The sequence below is a fragment of the Chromobacterium subtsugae genome, assembly GCF_001676875.1.
Lineage (GTDB): Bacteria > Pseudomonadota > Gammaproteobacteria > Burkholderiales > Chromobacteriaceae > Chromobacterium > Chromobacterium subtsugae.
On sequence record NZ_JYKA01000002.1, the window covers coordinates 212,542 to 229,033 of the forward strand.

12 protein-coding genes are annotated in these 16,492 nt (G+C 58.5%); 8 read left to right on the top strand and 4 right to left on the bottom strand.

The genetic code is table 11. The features are described 5' to 3' along the window. Positions 1-85: 85 nt before the first annotated feature. Genes yidC through rpmH form a run of 4 tightly spaced genes read right to left on the bottom strand, consistent with a single transcriptional unit; the run spans position 86 to position 2,426 of the window. Entirely contained in the window at positions 86-1,717 is a 1,632-nt protein-coding gene (gene yidC / locus MY55_RS03245) for a membrane protein insertase YidC (RefSeq protein ID WP_065201962.1), read from the bottom strand. An 18-nt stretch (positions 1,718-1,735) separates the two neighbouring features. Beyond that, positions 1,736-1,945 carry a membrane protein insertion efficiency factor YidD gene (gene yidD, locus MY55_RS03250; RefSeq protein WP_043571666.1) on the bottom strand — a complete coding sequence of 70 codons (210 nt, stop codon included), beginning with the start codon at positions 1,943-1,945 and terminating at the stop codon, positions 1,736-1,738. Further along, the gene (gene rnpA, locus MY55_RS22430; protein WP_076098102.1) at positions 1,921-2,286 is read right to left on the bottom strand and encodes a ribonuclease P protein component; all 366 of its coding nucleotides are present in this window, start codon (positions 2,284-2,286) and stop codon (positions 1,921-1,923) included. Before rnpA ends, yidD begins: the two co-directional genes overlap by 25 nt. 5 nt (positions 2,287-2,291) lie before the next feature. After that, entirely contained in the window at positions 2,292-2,426 is a 135-nt protein-coding gene (gene rpmH, locus MY55_RS03260) for a 50S ribosomal protein L34 (protein ID WP_043571661.1), read from the bottom strand. A gap of 334 nt (positions 2,427-2,760) precedes the next feature. Here rpmH and dnaA point away from each other — a divergent pair, with 334 nt between their 5' ends. The 8 genes from dnaA to MY55_RS03300 all read left to right on the top strand — a co-directional run bounded on the left by dnaA (position 2,761) and on the right by MY55_RS03300 (position 16,404). Then, a complete protein-coding gene (dnaA, locus tag MY55_RS03265) occupies positions 2,761-4,161 on the top strand; it encodes a chromosomal replication initiator protein DnaA (RefSeq protein WP_047237981.1) in 1,401 nt (466 codons plus the stop codon). Positions 4,162-4,209: 48 nt separating this feature from the next. Further along, positions 4,210-5,319 (top strand): DNA polymerase III subunit beta, encoded by a 1,110-nt coding sequence (gene dnaN / locus MY55_RS03270; protein ID WP_065201964.1) that lies wholly within the window; start codon positions 4,210-4,212, stop codon positions 5,317-5,319. A gap of 130 nt (positions 5,320-5,449) precedes the next feature. Then, positions 5,450-7,840, top strand: a complete 2,391-nt coding sequence (gene gyrB, locus MY55_RS03275; protein ID WP_065201965.1) for a DNA topoisomerase (ATP-hydrolyzing) subunit B — start codon at positions 5,450-5,452, stop codon at positions 7,838-7,840. A gap of 284 nt (positions 7,841-8,124) precedes the next feature. Next, complete coding sequence (locus MY55_RS03280) at positions 8,125-11,178, top strand: type I restriction endonuclease subunit R (RefSeq protein ID WP_081284615.1); 3,054 nt, start codon at positions 8,125-8,127, stop codon at positions 11,176-11,178. After that, complete coding sequence (locus MY55_RS03285) at positions 11,168-12,496, top strand: restriction endonuclease subunit S (protein ID WP_052717668.1); 1,329 nt, start codon at positions 11,168-11,170, stop codon at positions 12,494-12,496. Before MY55_RS03280 ends, MY55_RS03285 begins: the two co-directional genes overlap by 11 nt. After that, positions 12,493-13,680: an AAA family ATPase gene (locus MY55_RS03290; RefSeq protein ID WP_046168514.1), complete on the top strand. Its 1,188-nt coding sequence runs from the start codon at positions 12,493-12,495 to the stop codon at positions 13,678-13,680. Before MY55_RS03285 ends, MY55_RS03290 begins: the two co-directional genes overlap by 4 nt. Beyond that, positions 13,677-14,687, top strand: a complete 1,011-nt coding sequence (locus MY55_RS03295; protein WP_046168513.1) for a virulence RhuM family protein — start codon at positions 13,677-13,679, stop codon at positions 14,685-14,687. Before MY55_RS03290 ends, MY55_RS03295 begins: the two co-directional genes overlap by 4 nt. A gap of 97 nt (positions 14,688-14,784) precedes the next feature. Continuing rightward, positions 14,785-16,404: a type I restriction-modification system subunit M gene (locus MY55_RS03300; protein WP_046168512.1), complete on the top strand. Its 1,620-nt coding sequence runs from the start codon at positions 14,785-14,787 to the stop codon at positions 16,402-16,404. Positions 16,405-16,492: the final 88 nt, after the last annotated feature.

A 16,492-nucleotide genomic window follows, 5' to 3' on the forward strand; every position in this document is an offset into this window, starting at 1 on the left:
GATTATGAGCGAGAGGGGGCCGGCGGCCCGGCCAGCAAAAAACCCGGCCTGGGGCCGGGTTCGGTCAGCAGTCCAGACTCAGCGCTTACGATTGCAGCGCGGCCTTGTTCTGCTTGTTGATGTTGCGGTTGATGTACCACTGCTGGCTCATCGACAGCACGTTGTTGACCACGTAGTACAGCACCAGGCCGGCCGGGAAGAAGAAGAACAGCGCCGAGAAGGCCAGCGGCATGATCTTCATCATCTTCGCCTGCATCGGGTCGGCCGGCGGCGGGTTCAGGAAGGTCTGCAGGAACATGGTGGCGGTCATCAGCACCGGCAGCACGAAGTACGGGTCCGGGCGGGCCAGGTCGGTGTACCACAGCACCCACGGCGCGCCGCGCAGCTCTACCGAGGCCAGCAGCGCCCAATAGAGGCCGATGAACACCGGAATCTGGATCAGCATCGGCAGGCAGCCGCCCAGCGGGTTGACCTTCTCGGTCTTGTACATCTCCATCACCGCCTGCTGGAACTTCATGCGGTCGTCGCCGTATTGTTCCTTCATCCGCTCCAGACGCGGCGCCAGCGCCTTCATCTTGGCCATCGAACGGTAGGACGCCGCGGTCAGCGGGTAGAACACCGCCTTGATGGTCAGCGTCAGCAGGATGATCGCCCAGCCCCAGTTGTTCACCAGCGCGTGCAGCTTCACCAGCAGCCAGAACAGCGGCGAGGAGAAGATGTAGAAGATGCCGAAGTCCTTGGCGTATTCCATGCCGTCGGCCAGCTTGGAGATGATGCTGTACTCTTCCGGACCGGCGTACAGCGGCACGCTCACGCTCAGGCTCTTGCCCGGGGCGATGGTGGCGTAGTCAACCAGCGCGGCGGCGGAGTTCAGGCCGTTGCTCTGCTTCAGCTCGAAGCGGCAGGACTTGTCGTCCTTGCACACCGAGGCGGCGTCCAGCGGCTTCAGGATCCAGGCGGACATGAAGTAGTGCTGCACCATCGCCACCCAGCCGTCGGTGGTGGTCTTGGCGTAGTCGCCCTTGCCCTTGGCCAGGTCGTCGAAGCTCACCTTCTGGAACTTGTGCTCGGAGGTGTACACGGCCGGGCCGGTGTAGGTGTGGGCCATGCGGCCTTCGCCTTCCGGCGCCTGGCTGTCGCGCAGCAGGCGGTAGTAGGCGGTGGGCGCGACCGGGGCGGAGCCGCCGTTGACGATGTCGTAGCGGACGCCGATCTCGTAGCTGCCCTTGCTGAAGGTGTAGACCTTGCTCACCTTGACGCCGTTGGCGTCCGGCGCAGTCAGCTTCACTTCCAGCTTGTCGCCGGTCAGCTGGTAGCTGGACTGGGCGGCGGTGAAAACGGTTTTGTGGGTGGGCAGCGCCGGGTTGCTGGCTGCCACCAGGCCGGTTTGCGCCACGTAGGTGCGCTTGGCGTCGTCCTCGAACAGCTGGAACGGCTTGCCGTGTTCTTCTGCGGCGGCGTGCTTCAGCAGCTGCAGCGAGCGCAGATCGCCGCCGACGGTGTCGATTTCAGCCTCGACCAGATCGGTCTTGACGTGGATGCGCTGGCCGCGGGTCAGCTTGTTGACGTCGGCCGGCTGCTGCGCATTGCTCGCGCCCGCGGCGGCCTGGGTCTGTGCCGCCTGCTGCTGGCTGTGCTTGGGCATGAAATATTCATTCCAGCCAAACAGAATGCCCACGGACAGTAAAACGAAGATTATGAGTCGCTTGGAATCCATCTCTCGATACCGGAAAGTTCAGGGAACCGGGTCATAGCCGCTGCCGCCCCAGGGGTGGCAACGTCCGATGCGTCTGGCGGCGAGCCAGCCGCCCTTGAGTGCGCCATGTTTCCTCACCGCCTCGATCGCATAGCTGGAACAGGTGGGCTGATAGCGGCAGCGCGGCGGCAGCCACGGGCTGATAGCCAGCTGGTAAAAGCGGATCAGGAGGATGAGGATGCGTGACATCGTGCCAGTTTAGCAAACAGAGCCGACAAAGCTGTGACAGCTTCGCCGCGTTGCTCTCGGGTGAATGCCAGCTTGGCCCGCACCACGTAGTCCACGCCGCCCAGCTCTTGCCGATGCAGGCGGAACCACTCGCGCACGCAGCGCTTGATGTAATTGCGGCGCACCGCCCGCTTGGCCACCTTTTTGCCGACCACCAGCCCTACGCGGGGATGGTCAAGCCCGTTGGGGCGGACATACACCTGGAAGAACGCATTGCTGCGTTGTTGCCGCAAACTAAAAACGGATGAAAAATCATCCGTTTTTAACAGCCGGTGCGCACGGCGAAAGCGGTAAGCCGACAAGGGGCTTATACGGCCAGCTTCTTGCGGCCCTTGGAGCGGCGAGCGGCGATGACGGCGCGGCCACCGCGGGTCTTCATGCGGACCAGGAAGCCGTGAGTGCGTTTGCGACGGGTATTGGAAGGCTGGTAAGTACGTTTCATGATATGGGTTTCCTGTTTCGAAACGGAAATAAACGCGTGATTTGACTCGAAATCGGCGGCTTTGTCAACGAGGAATTTTCTGCCACCCTGTGGATAACTTTGCAAAAAACCGTTAGAATGTCTGGGCTTATCGTTGCCGTCCGGCTGCACAACAAATGAACGCACCCAGGGCCCACAACCCGCCGCGTCCAAACCACCGCAGCCTGCCGGCCGCTTCCATGCCGAACACCCGCCGCCTGCGCCGCCTTGCTCTATAAAGGTCGCAGGCGGCCTCTCCCGCTGTTGCAAGCCTTGCGCCGGCAGCGGGTTTTTCGCTTTCACTTGCGTGTATGTAATGACCGAACTGGATCAATTCTGGCCTGCTTGCCTCGCTCGCCTGGAGGCCGAACTGTCTTCGCAACAGTTCAACACCTGGATCAAACCCCTCACCGCCGAAGCCGGCGACGAGGGCGTTGCGCTGCTCGCGCCCAACCGCTTCATCATGCAGTTCATCAAGGACCGCTTCCTGGGCCGCATCGAGGAACTGGCGGTGGAACTGATCGGCGAATGCCCGGTGGAGCTGCGCCTGGGCGCGCCGTCGGCCAAGCCGCTGCAGCCGGCGGCCAGCAGCCTGCCCAAGGCCAAGGAGCCCGCCAAGGCCGCGGCCAGCGCGCCGGCGGCGCCGTCCCCCGCCAAGCAGGCGGCGGTGAAGGCCATCGGCGGCAGCCATGAAAGCACGCGCCTGAACCCTTCCTTCACCTTCGACACGCTGGTGACAGGCAAGGGCAACCAGCTGGCGCGCGCGGCGGCGATGCAGATCGCGGAAAACCCGGGCGACCAGGCCTACAACCCGCTGTTCGTCTACGGCGGCGTCGGCCTGGGTAAAACCCACTTGATCCAGGCGATCGGCAACCACGTGTTCCAGAAGAACCCGCAGGCCAAGATCCGCTACATCCACGCCGAACGCTATGTGGCCGACATCATGCGCGCCTACCAGCACAAGGCGTTTGACGAATTCAAGCGCTACTACCACTCGCTGGACCTGTTGCTGATTGACGACATCCAGTTCTTCGCCGGCAAAAACCGCACCCAGGAAGAATTCTTCTATGCCTTCAATGCGCTGATCGAGGGCGGCAAGCAGGTGATCATGACCTGCGACAGCTACCCCAAGCAGATTGAAGGGATGGAAGAGCGGCTGATTTCGCGCTTCTCCTGGGGCCTGACGGTGGAAATCCAGCCGCCGGAGCTGGAAATGCGCGTGGCCATTCTGATGAAGAAGGCCGAGGCCGACAGCATCAAGCTGGAGCACAACGTCGCCTTCTTCATCGCCCAGAACGTGCGCTCCAACGTGCGCGAGCTGGAAGGCGCGCTGAAGCGCGTGGTGGCCTACGCCCGCTTCACCAACCAAAACATCACGCTGGAGCTGGTGAAGGAAGCGCTGAAGGACATTCTGGCCGCCGGCAACCGCCAGGTGACGGTGGACGCCATCCAGAAGACGGTGGCCGAGTACTACAAGATCAAGCTGTCCGACATGCACAGCAAGAAGCGCAGCCGCGACATCGCCCGGCCGCGCCAGGTGGCGATGGCGCTGGCCAAGGAGCTGACCCAGCTGTCGCTGCCCAATATCGGCGACGCGTTCGGCGGCCGCGACCACACCACGGTGCTGCACGCCTGCAAAACCATCAATGAAATGCGCGCCAACGACGCCGACATCGCCCACGACTACGACACGCTGCTGGCCATGCTGCGCAACTGATAATTCAACCATGAACCGACTCTTCACCATTCAACGGGAGCCCGCCACATGCTGATCCTGCAAGCCGAACGCGATGCCCTGCTCAAGCCCCTGCTGGCAGTGACCGGCATTGTCGAGCGTCGCCACACCCTGCCCATCCTGTCCAACGTCCTGATCGAGAAAAAGGGCGGCCAGGTGGGCTTTCTGGCTACCGACCTGGAAATCCAGATCACCACCGCCAGCGCCGACGAACTGCCGGGCGAAGACTTCCGCCTGACCACGTCCGCCAAGAAACTGCAGGACATCCTGCGCGCCATCCCCGGCAACGCCACCGTCACGCTGGAACAGCTGGACGGCGGCCGCCTCACCCTGAAGGCCGGCAAGAGCCGCTTCAACCTGCAGACGCTGCCGGCGGAAGACTTCCCGCTGCTGTCGGTGGGCAACGCCAGCGACTCCAGCTTCACGCTGAGCCAGCGCGAGCTGAAGCGCCTGATCTCCCAGGTGCAATACGCGATGGCGGTGCAGGACATCCGCTACTACCTGAACGGCCTGTTGATGCAGACCGACGGCAACCAGGTGCGCCTGGTGGCCACCGACGGCCACCGCCTGGCCTTCGCCAGCGCCGACGTCGCCGCCACCCTGCCCAAGGCCGAGGTGATCCTGCCGCGCAAGACCATCATCGAGCTGTACAAGCTGCTGCAGGACAGCGACGACGAAATCAAGATCGAAGTGCTGGCCAACCAGGTGCGCTTCAGCTTCGGCGCCACCGTGATCATCAGCAAGGTTGTCGACGGCAAGTTCCCCGACTACAACCGCGTGATCCCGCTGGACAACGAAAAGATTTTCCTGATCGAACGCCTGGAATTCCTGCACGCCTTGCAGCGCGCCGCCATTCTGGCCAACGAGAAATTCCGCGGCGTGCGCCTGGTGCTGGCGCCGGGCAAGATGTCCATCCTGTGCACCAACAGCGAACAGGAAGAAGCGGAAGAAGAGCTGGAAATCGCCTTCCAGGGCGGCACGCTGGAAATCGGCTTCAACATCAATTATCTGCTGGATGTGCTGACCAACCTGCCGACAGACACCCTGCAGCTGGCGTTTGGCGACTCCAACCGCAGCGCGCTGTTCACCATTCCGGACGTCAGCAACTTCAAGTACATCGTGATGCCGATGCGCATCTGACAGCGCGAACCGTGATGTGAGCGGGAGGCCGCGGCCTCCCAACCGGGTTTAAGAATGACCGGCAGCGCGCCGGCAGCGGCGGGAAACCATCCCCGCCGCGCCAGAGCGCCGCCATTTGGAAAGTGTGAGTATGAGCGAACAAGAATACGGCGCGGACAGTATCAAGGTGCTTAAAGGCCTGGATGCGGTGCGCAAGCGCCCCGGCATGTACATTGGCGACACCCAGGACGGCACCGGCTTGCACCACATGGTGTTTGAAGTGCTGGACAACGCCATTGACGAGGCGTTGGCCGGCCATGCCGACACCATCAAGGTCACCATCAACCCGGACAACTCCGTCTCCGTAGAAGACAACGGCCGCGGCATTCCCACCGACATCCACCCGGAAGAAGGCCGCTCCGCCGCCGAGGTCATCATGACCATCCTGCACGCCGGCGGCAAATTCGACAGCAACAGCTACAAGATTTCCGGCGGCCTGCACGGCGTGGGCGTATCGGTGGTGAACGCGCTGTCCGACTGGCTGAAGCTGAAGATCTGGCGCGACGGCAAGGTGCATGAAATGGAATTCCGCCGCGGCGACGCGGTGGCCCCGCTCACCGTCACCGGCCATACCAGCCACCGCGGCACCGAAGTCACCTTCTTCGCCAGCGTGGAAACCTTCGGCCACATCGAATTCCACTTCGACATCCTGGCCAAGCGCATCCGCGAGCTGTCGTTCCTGAACCAGGGCGTCGGCATCCAGCTGATCGACAAGCGCAGCGGCAAGGAAGAAAACTTCGCCTTCTCCGGCGGCGTGGCCGGCTTCGTCGAATACATGAACCGCAACAAGAACGTGCTGCACCCGAAAACCTTTTACGGCATCGGCGAAAAAGACGGCATGACGGTGGAAGTGGCGATGCAATGGAACGACTCTTACCAAGAGAACGTCCAGTGCTTCACCAACAACATCCCGCAGCGCGACGGCGGCACCCACATGACCGCGCTGCGCCAGGTGATGACCCGCACGCTGAACCAGTTCATCGAAGAGAGCGAAGTGGCCAAAAAGGCCAAGGTGGACACCACCGGCGACGACATGCGCGAAGGCCTGACCTGCGTGCTGTCCGTCAAGCTGCCCGACCCCAAGTTCTCCAGCCAGACCAAGGACAAGCTGGTTTCCAGCGAAATCGGCCCGGTGGTCAACGAAGTGATCAGCGAAGCGCTGAAGACCTATCTGCTGGAAAACCCGAACGACGCCAAGATCATCTGCGGCAAGATCGTGGAAGCCGCCCGCGCCCGCGAAGCCGCGCGCAAGGCCCGCGAAATCACCCGCCGCAAAGGCATCATGGACGGCCTGGGCCTGCCCGGCAAACTGGCCGACTGCCAGGAAAAAGACCCGTCGCTGTGCGAACTGTACCTGGTGGAGGGTGACTCCGCCGGCGGCTCCGCCAAGCAAGGCCGCGACCGCAAATTCCAGGCCATCCTGCCGCTGAAGGGCAAGATCCTGAACGTGGAACGCGCCCGCTTCGACAAGATGCTGCAAAGCCAGGAAGTGGCCACGCTGATCACCGCCATGGGCTGCGGCATCGGCAAGGACGAATACAACCCGGACAAGCTGCGCTACCACCGCATCATCATCATGACCGACGCCGACGTGGACGGCGCGCACATCCGCACCCTGCTGCTCACCTTCTTCTACCGCCAGATGGCGGAACTGGTGGAGCGCGGCCACATCTACATCGCCCAGCCGCCGCTGTACAAGGCTAAGCACGGCAAGCAGGAACGCTACCTGAAGGACGACTACGAGCTGAACCAGTACCTGCTACAACTGGCGCTGGAAAAAGCCGAGCTGATCCCGGCCGAAGGCGAAGCCCCGCTGGCCGGCGACACCCTGGCCGAAATCGCCCGCCAGTTCCTGCTGACCCGCGCGGTAATAGAGCGCGAAAGCCGCGTGATCGACCCGCTGGTGCTGGAAGCCATGCTGAAGAGCGGCCCGCTGTCGCTGCAAAGCCAGGCTGAAGCCGCCGCCTGCGTCGCCGCGCTGCAAGCGCTGCTGCCGGCCGAAACCATCGACCTGCAGCTGCTGCGCGACGAAAAGAACGACGGCCACCTGGTGAAGATCATCCGCAAGCTGCACGGCAACGTGCTGGTGACGGTGCTGGACCAAAACTTCCTGGACAGCGGCGACTACGCCGAGCTGAAGAAAACCGGCGACCTGCTGAACAACCTGCTGCGCGATGGCGCCCAGGTGAAGCGCGGCGAAACCGTGCGCCCGGTGGCGGAATTTGGCGAAGCGCTGGACTGGCTGCTGGCCGAAGTGAAAAAGGGCATGAACATCCAGCGCTACAAAGGCCTGGGCGAGATGAACCCGGAACAGCTGTGGGAAACCACCATGGACCCGACCGTGCGCCGCCTGCTGAAGGTGCGCATCGAAGATGTGATGGGCGCGGACGACGTGTTCACCACCCTGATGGGCGACGAGGTGGAGCCGAGACGTCAGTTCATTGAAGGAAACGCCTTGATCGCACGCAACATAGATGTTTAAAATAAATTTTTAATTTTAAACATTAAATTTAAAGCGGCCGAGTGGCCGCTTTTTCTATGTTGCGTAGCAACCCTGCAGACGGTCACCAGCAGCACCATGCGTACAATACAAACGGCGCACTGTCAGCGTTAACGGGCCCACACGGCGGTGACCCAATACACAATATCGTTCTACCACAGCGTGCAGCCATCCACCTTGCCACCATGGCTTGCACTCTGCGCAGGGGTGTCAGATCAGCGCGAAATCTATAGAATTCACGAATATTGAGCACAGAAATAGACAAAATGAACACGCATGAACGTCAGATCGAGCATGATTTCATCGCCAAGCTCAATGAGCTCAAATACACCATACGCTCAGACATCAATGATCGTGCTGCGCTTGAGAACAATTTCCGCGAAAAATTCGAAGCGTTGAATCGCGTCCGCCTCACGGACGCCGAGTTCAAGCGGCTGCATGACGAGATAGTCACCTCGGACGTATTCACCGCCGCCAAGACCCTGCGCAGCATCAATGCCTTCACCCGCGACGACGGCACACCACTGAACTACATGCTGGTGAACATCAAGGACTGGTGCAAAAACCACTTCGAGGTCATCCATCAGCTGCGCATCAACACCGACAACAGCCACCAGCGTTACGATGTCATCCTGCTCATCAACGGTGTGCCCTGCGTGCAGATCGAGCTGAAAACCCTGGGCGTCAATCCGCGCCGTGCCATGGAGCAGATCGTCGAATACAAAAACGATCCCGGCAACGGCTACAGCAAGACGCTGCTCTGCTTCATGCAGCTGTTCATCGTCAGCAACCGCGACCGCAGCTACTACTTCGCCAACAACAACTCCCGCCACTTCGCCTTCAATGCCGACGAGCGCTTTTTGCCCATCTATGAGTTTGCAGATGAAGACAACCGCAAAATCACTCAACTCGACGAGTTTGCCGAGCACTTTCTGAAAAAGTGCGACCTCGGCCGCACCATCAGCCGCTACATGGTGTTGCTCGCCGGCGAGCAGAAGCTCATGGTCATGCGGCCCTACCAGGTCTATGCCGTACAGCACATCATCAAGTGCATCGACGAAGACAACGGTAACGGCTTTATCTGGCACACCACGGGCAGTGGCAAAACACTCACCTCCTTCAAGGCATCAACCTTGCTGAAGGAAAACGAGCACATCCACAAGTGTGTGTTCGTTGTGGACCGCAAAGACCTCGACCGCCAGACGCGGGAGGAATTCAACCGCTTCCAGGAGGGTTGCGTCGAAGAAAACACCAACACCGCCGCCTTGGTGCGCCGCTTGCTGTCGGAGGACTACGCCGACAAGGTCATTGTCACCACCATCCAAAAGTTGGGCCTGGCACTGGACGAAAACAGCAAGCGCAACAAGCAGCGCAGCAAGAGCGGCCAAGCCACCTACAAGGAACAGCTCGAAGCGCTGCAAGATAAGCGCATCGTCTTCATCTTTGATGAATGTCACCGTTCGCAGTTTGGCGACAACCACAAGGCCATCAAAGCATTTTTCCCGAAGGCGCAGATGTTCGGTTTCACCGGCACGCCGATATTTGGTGGAGAAGATGGCAACGCCACTCGCATAAAAATCGACGGAGAGGTGGCCTCATATCAGACCACCGAAGAGCTCTTCCACAAGCAGCTCCACGCCTATACCATCACTCACGCCATCGAGGACGGCAACGTCCTGCGCTTCCACGTCGATTACTTCAAGCCTGAAGGTAAAAAACCGCCCAAACCCGGCGAAGCCATCGCCAAGAAAGCCGTCATCGAGGCCATTCTCGCCAAACACGATGCCGCCACGGCTGGGCGCCGTTTCAATGCCATCCTCGCCACCGCGTCCATCAATGACGCCATCGAGTATCACGCCCTGTTCAAGACCATGCAGGCGGAGAAACAGGCCGCTGATCCCGATTTTAAGCCGCTAAACATCGCCTGCGTCTTCTCACCGCCCGCCGAGGGCAACTCCGATGTGAAGCAGATCCAGGAAGACCTGCCACAGGAGCAGGCAGACAACGAAGAAGACCCCGAGGGCAAGAAAGCCGCGCTCAAGACCATCCTGGCCGACTACAACACCCGCTATGGCACCAACCACCGCTTAAGTGAGTTCGACCTCTACTACCAGGATGTGCAAAAGCGCATCAAAGACCAGCAGTGGCCAAACAGCGATTACCCGGCCACGCAGAAGATCGACATCACCATCGTGGTGGACATGCTGCTCACCGGTTTCGACTCCAAGTTCCTGAACACACTCTACGTGGACAAGAACCTCAAGCACCACGGCTTGATCCAGGCCTTCTCGCGCACCAACCGCGTGCTGACCAGCATTCAGACAGATGACAAGAAACCGAATGGCACCAAGCCATTCGGCAACATTCTCGATTTCCGTCAACAGAAAGATGCTGTGGATGCCGCCATTGCCCTCTTCTCCGGCGAGAAATCCGAGGAGAAGGCACGGGAAATCTGGCTGGTGGACAAGGCCCCGCTGGTTATCCAGCGGCTAGAGACCGCAGTACAGAAACTGGACGATTTCATGAAATCCCAGGGCTTGGCCTGCACCCCTTCCGAGGTGGCCAACCTGAAAGGCGACGCCGCTCGTGCCGCCTTCGTTACCCACTTCAAAGAAGTGCAGCGGCTCAAAACCCAGCTCGATCAATACACCGACCTCAGCGAAGACAACAAAGCCACCATCGAGCAGGTGCTGCCTAATGACAACCTGCGCGGCTTCAAGGGCCAGTACCTGGAAACCGCCAAGCGGCTTAAAGATCAGCAGAACAAAGCCAGCGGCAAGGACGACTCCACCGAAGACCCGCTGGACCAACTCGACTTCGAGTTCGTCCTCTTCGCTTCTGCCGTTATCGACTACGACTACATCATGGGCCTGCTCGCCAACTACTCAGCCAAGGAGCCGGGCAAGGCCAAGATGAGCCGCGAGGAACTCATCGGCGTTATCAGCGCCGACGCCAAGTTCATCAACGAGCGCGACGACATCGCCGCATACATCGCCACACTCCAGGCCGGCGAGGGTCTCTCCTTGGCCGCCATCGAAGAGGGCTATACCCGCTTCAAGGCCGAGAAGAACGCCACGCAACTCGCCGCCATTGCCGCCAAACACGGTCTGGACACTGCCGCCTTACAAAACTTTGTCGACAGCATCCTCGACCGCATGATCTTCGACGGCGAACAGCTCAGCGACCTGATGGCCCCGCTAGATCTCGGCTGGAAAGCCCGCACCCAGGCAGAGCTTGCCTTAATGGAAGATTTGCACCCCCTACTCACCCAACGCGCCGCTGGCCGCGATATTTCAGGACTCAGTGCGTATGAGCAGTAAGAACAAAACCACCGCGATGACGGGAGAGAAAAAGCCCACGCTGGTGCCGAAGCTGCGGTTTCCTGAATTTCAAAGCGCTGGCGATTGGACGACAGTAAAGCTCGGAGCAATTGCGACGATCTGTACGGAAAAAGTTGGCAAGAACATTTGCGTGCCGATGAGCATCACATCGGGCGTAGGACTTGTGAGCCAAGAAGAAAAATTTGGGCGCGTAATTGCGGGCGACTCATACAGAAATTACCTGCTCTTGAAGCCATACGATTTTGCGTACAACAAGAGCGCCACCAAAGAATATCCCGAAGGTTTTCTCACCTTGTACTCGGGCACTGAGCTGGCAGCGGTTCCGAACAGCATATTCACTTGTTTCCGAATCAACGGGGAGTCACCAGATGCGCTGTTTTTAAACTATCAATTCTCAGACAACATTCACGGGCGTTGGCTGCGCAAATTTATTCAGGTAGGCGCTAGGGCCCATGGCTCGTTGAGCATCAACGACAGCGATCTGATGGCTCTACCTGTTCCCATCCCGACAGGCACGACACCCCTCGCCGAACAACAAAAAATCGCCGAGTGCCTGAGTTCGCTGGATGAGCTGATCACCGCGCAAGCGCGGAAAGTGGACGCGCTCAATACCCATAAAAAAGGGCTGATGCAGCAGCTTTTTCCCCGCGAAGGTGAGACACTGCCTAGCTTTCGGTTTCCGGAGTTTCAAAAGGAAGGGAATTGGAAAGTTTTGCCACTTGCAGTTTTGACAGACAAGATTATGGTAGGAATTGCAAGTGCGGCTACTCATGCATATCGTGAAACAGGCGTGCCTATGTTGAGGAATCTAAATATTAAGGAGAGTGGAATTGATGACTCCAGCCTTCTATATATCGACCCCACTTACGAAGCGACTCACAAGAACAAACGATTGAGAGCGGGCGATGTCATCACCGTAAGAACTGGCTACCCGGGTTTGTCTGCGGTAGTTACCAAACCCTTTGAAAATGCGCAGTGCTTTACATCCCTAATAACTCGTCCAAAAGCTGATATTTTAGATTCAAATTATCTATGTCTATATATAAATTCCCCCATTGGGAAAAAATTTATGTTAGGAGCAGAAGCGGGAGGGGCACAAAAGAACGTCAATGCCGGTGCATTAGAAACACTAGAGGTTTATCTCCCGCAACTTGAAGAGCAGCGAAAAATAGCCACTAGTTTCAGCAGCCTCGATGCTCTGATCGCCGCCGAAACCCAAAAGCTCGAGGCCCTCAAGACCCACAAAAAGGGCCTGATGCAGCAGCTATTTCCATCCTCGGAGGAGGTCGAGGCATGAGCGGCAAACCTACGATCAACAGCTATGCCAATCTGCAGACGCTCGCGAAAAAGCTGCGGTCTGACCTCACCGGGATTGATCTCATCCTGCTCTATGCCTACAACCGTACCGGCAAGACGCGGCTATCGATGGAATTCAAGGATGACGGTAAGCGTAAGACGAAAAAGAATCCGGACGGAATCGCCGACACGCTTTATTTCAATGCCTATACCGAAGACTTGTTCACCTGGGACAACGACCTCGACGGTGATAAGGTCCGACAGCTCCAGCTCAATGCCAACTCCACTTTTTTCAATGGCCTGAAAGACCTGGCGCTGGACGCAACGATTGCAGGCTACCTTGACCGCTACGCAGACTTCGATTTCGACATTGACTACGAGACATGGAAGGTCTCTTTTCGCAAAGGGGAGGACGAAAATATTAAGATCTCCCGTGGCGAGCAGAACATCTTCATCTGGTGCCTATTCATGGCCATTTGCGAGCGGATGCTCGACGGACACGTCTCCTATCAGTCGAACAAATACCTCTATATCGACGACCCCATCTCCTCGCTGGACGACAACAACGCCATCGCCGTGGCCTGTGACCTCGCCAAGCTCCTGCGCCGAGCCGCGAGCCGAAAAGACGAGAGCGGCGCGCTCGCGCCCATCAAAGTGGTGTTCTCGTCCCATCACGCGCTGTTCTTCAACGTAATGTGCAACGAGCTTGGCAGGACGAAAGAAGGGGAGACGAAAGTCAGCCACAGGCGTTATTTCCTGCATCGCCCGAATGGCGATGGGAAATATACCTTGCGAGCCACAGAGGACACGCCGTTCTTTCATCACGTTGCATCACTCGCCGAGCTTCAGCTGGCCGCGGCCCCTGGCACCGGCAAGCTCTATACTTTCCATTTCAACGCCCTGCGCAGCATCATGGAAAAAACCGCGTCCTTCTTTGGCCATGCGGATATTTCCTTCTGCCTCAAGGCGCTGAACACCGAAGATGTGGCACTCTACAACCGCGCCCTGAACCTGCTCAGTCACGGCAAATACGCCATCCACGAACCGACCGAAATGGGCGAGGACAACAAAGACCTCTTCCGGCGTATTTTTAGAGATTTCACTACTCAGTTCCAGTTTGACCTGCCAGAGATTTTGGCGACAACGCCCGCTGTGGCTGCACCTGTACCCGAGCCTGCACCATGACCGATCTCATTCTCTACACCACCGAAGACGGCCGCAGCCAGATCAAGCTGCGAGCGCAGGAGCAAACCGTCTGGCTGACACAGCTGGAGATGGCGGAGCTGTTTGACGCCAGCAAGCAGAACATCTCCCTGCACTTAAAAAACATCTTCGAAGACAGGGAGTTGGACGCAGCGGCAACTGTCAAGGAATCCTTGACAGTTCAAATCGAGGGCAGCCGCAAGGTACAGCGCCCCGTCACGCTCTACAACCTCGATGCCATTCTCGCCGTCGGCTATCGCGTGCGCTCACCGCGCGGGGTGCAGTTCCGCCGCTGGGCTTCCACCGTCCTGAAAGAGTACCTGACCAAGGGCTTTGTGATGGACGATGAGCGGTTGAAGAATCCGGATGGCCGCCCGGATTATTTCGACGAGATGCTGGCGCGCATTCGGGATATCCGGGCCTCCGAGAAGCGCTTTTACCAGAAGGTACGCGATCTGTTTGCGCTCTCCAGCGACTACGACAAAACGGACAAGGCCACGCAGGTTTTCTTTGCCACTGTGCAGAACCTATTGATCTATGCCGTGACGCAGAAGACCGCCGCTGAACTCATTACCGCCCGCGCCAATGTGGCTGATCCGAATTTCGGCCTACTCGCCTGGAAGGGTAACAAGGTACGCAAGGCAGACATTGTGGTGGCCAAGAACTACCTGACCGAGGACGAGATCGACACCCTGAACCGGCTGGTGGTCATCTTCCTGGAAACCGCCGAGCTGCGGGCCAAGAGCAAGCAAGAAACGCGCATGGCCTTCTGGAAACAGAACGTGGATCAGATCATCACCTTCAACGGATTCCCGCTGCTCACCCACGCCGGCACCATCAGCCATGAGCAGATGGAAGCACGCACAGGTGAGCTATATCTCCAGTTTGACCAGAACCGCAAACGGCAGGAAGCGATTGCTGCCGACCAGCAGGACGAGATCGATCTAAAGGCACTGGAGAACACCTTGAAAAGGCGGGCAAAGCCATGAGCGAACAGGTCCGCTTCCACATAGACATCAAGGCTATCCAGGAACCGGCACGCAGCCATCCACCGCGCCCATCCAACGAACACGACGAAAACACACCATGACCGAACAAAACCAAAAACAATTGGGCAACACCCTTTGGAGCATCGCCGACCAACTACGCGGGGCGATGGATGCGGACGACTTCCGCGACTACATGCTGTCCTTCCTCTTCCTGCGCTATCTCTCCGACAACTACGAGACGGCGGCGAAGAAAGAGTTAGGGCGGGACTATCCGAAAGATGACGAATATGGGTGTCAGGTGCCGCTGGCGCGCTGGTACGACGCCAATGAGAGTGATATTCCTGCGTTTGAAAAGCAGATGCGCCGCAAGGTGCACTACGTCATCCGGCCTGAACACCTATGGAATAGTATTGCCAATCTGGCACGCACGCAGAGCAAGTATTTGTTGAGCAGGTTGCAGGATGGTTTTAAATATATCGAGACAGAATCGTTTGAGAGCACTTTCCAGGGCTTGTTCTCAGAGATTGACCTCTCCTCTCCCAAGCTCGGCAAAACTTACGAAGATCGCAACGCCAAGCTTTGCACCATCATCCAGAAGATTGCCGAAGGGTTGGCGGAATTCTCAACCGACATTGACGCATTAGGCGATGCCTATGAATACCTGATCGGCCAATTTGCCGCCGGGTCGGGCAAGAAAGCGGGCGAGTTCTACACCCCGCAGCAGATTTCCGACATCCTCTCCGCCATCGTCACACTGGACAGCCAGGAGCCGAAAACCGGCACCAAGAAGCGGCTAGAAAGCGTGATGGACTTTGCCTGCGGCTCCGGCTCACTGTTGCTCAACGTGCGCAAGAAGGTAGCCAAGGCGGGCGGCACCATCGGCAAGATCTTCGGCCAGGAAAAAAACATCACCACCTACAACCTGGCACGCATGAACATGCTGTTGCACGGGGTGAAGGACACGGAGTTCGAGATCTTCCACGGTGACACCCTGCTCAACGAGTGGGACATGATGCGCGAGCAGAACCCGGCCAAGAGGCCTAGCTTTGACGCCATCGTCGCCAATCCACCCTTCAGCTACCGCTGGGAACCGACCGACGCGCTGGCCGACGATGTGAGGTTCAAGAGCCATGGCCTAGCGCCCAAGTCCGCGGCCGACTTCGCCTTCCTGCTGCATGGCTTCCACTACCTCAAAGACGAAGGCGTGATGGCCATCATTCTGCCGCACGGCGTGCTGTTCCGCGGCGGCGCGGAAGAACGCATCCGCACCAAGCTGCTCAAGGACGGCCACATCGACACCATCATCGGCCTGCCTGCCAATCTGTTCTACTCCACCGGCATTCCGGTCTGCATCCTGGTGCTGAAAAAGTGCAAGAAGCCGGACGACGTGTTGTTCATCAACGCCGCCGAGCACTTTGTGAAAGGCAAGCGCCAGAACCAGCTGAGCGATGAGCACATCGCAAAAATTATCGACACCTATCAGCAACGGCCAGAAAAGCCTATCGAGCGCTACGCCCGCAGGGTTGAGATGGCGGAGATTGAGAAGAATGACTTCAACCTGAATATCTCCCGCTACATCAGCACGGCAGTGGCTGAAGAAGAAATCAAATTAGATGAGTTGAATCAGACACTGGGCGATATCGAGCAAGAGATTGCTAAGGCCAAGGCCAAACACAATACCTTCCTCAAAGAATTGGGGCTGCCATTATTGCCTTAATGGTTTGCGTAGTAGAATGTAGCTGCAACCAGACATGAACCAAAAACGAAAAAGCCAAGCTATCGTAGCTTGGCTTTTTTCCGACCAC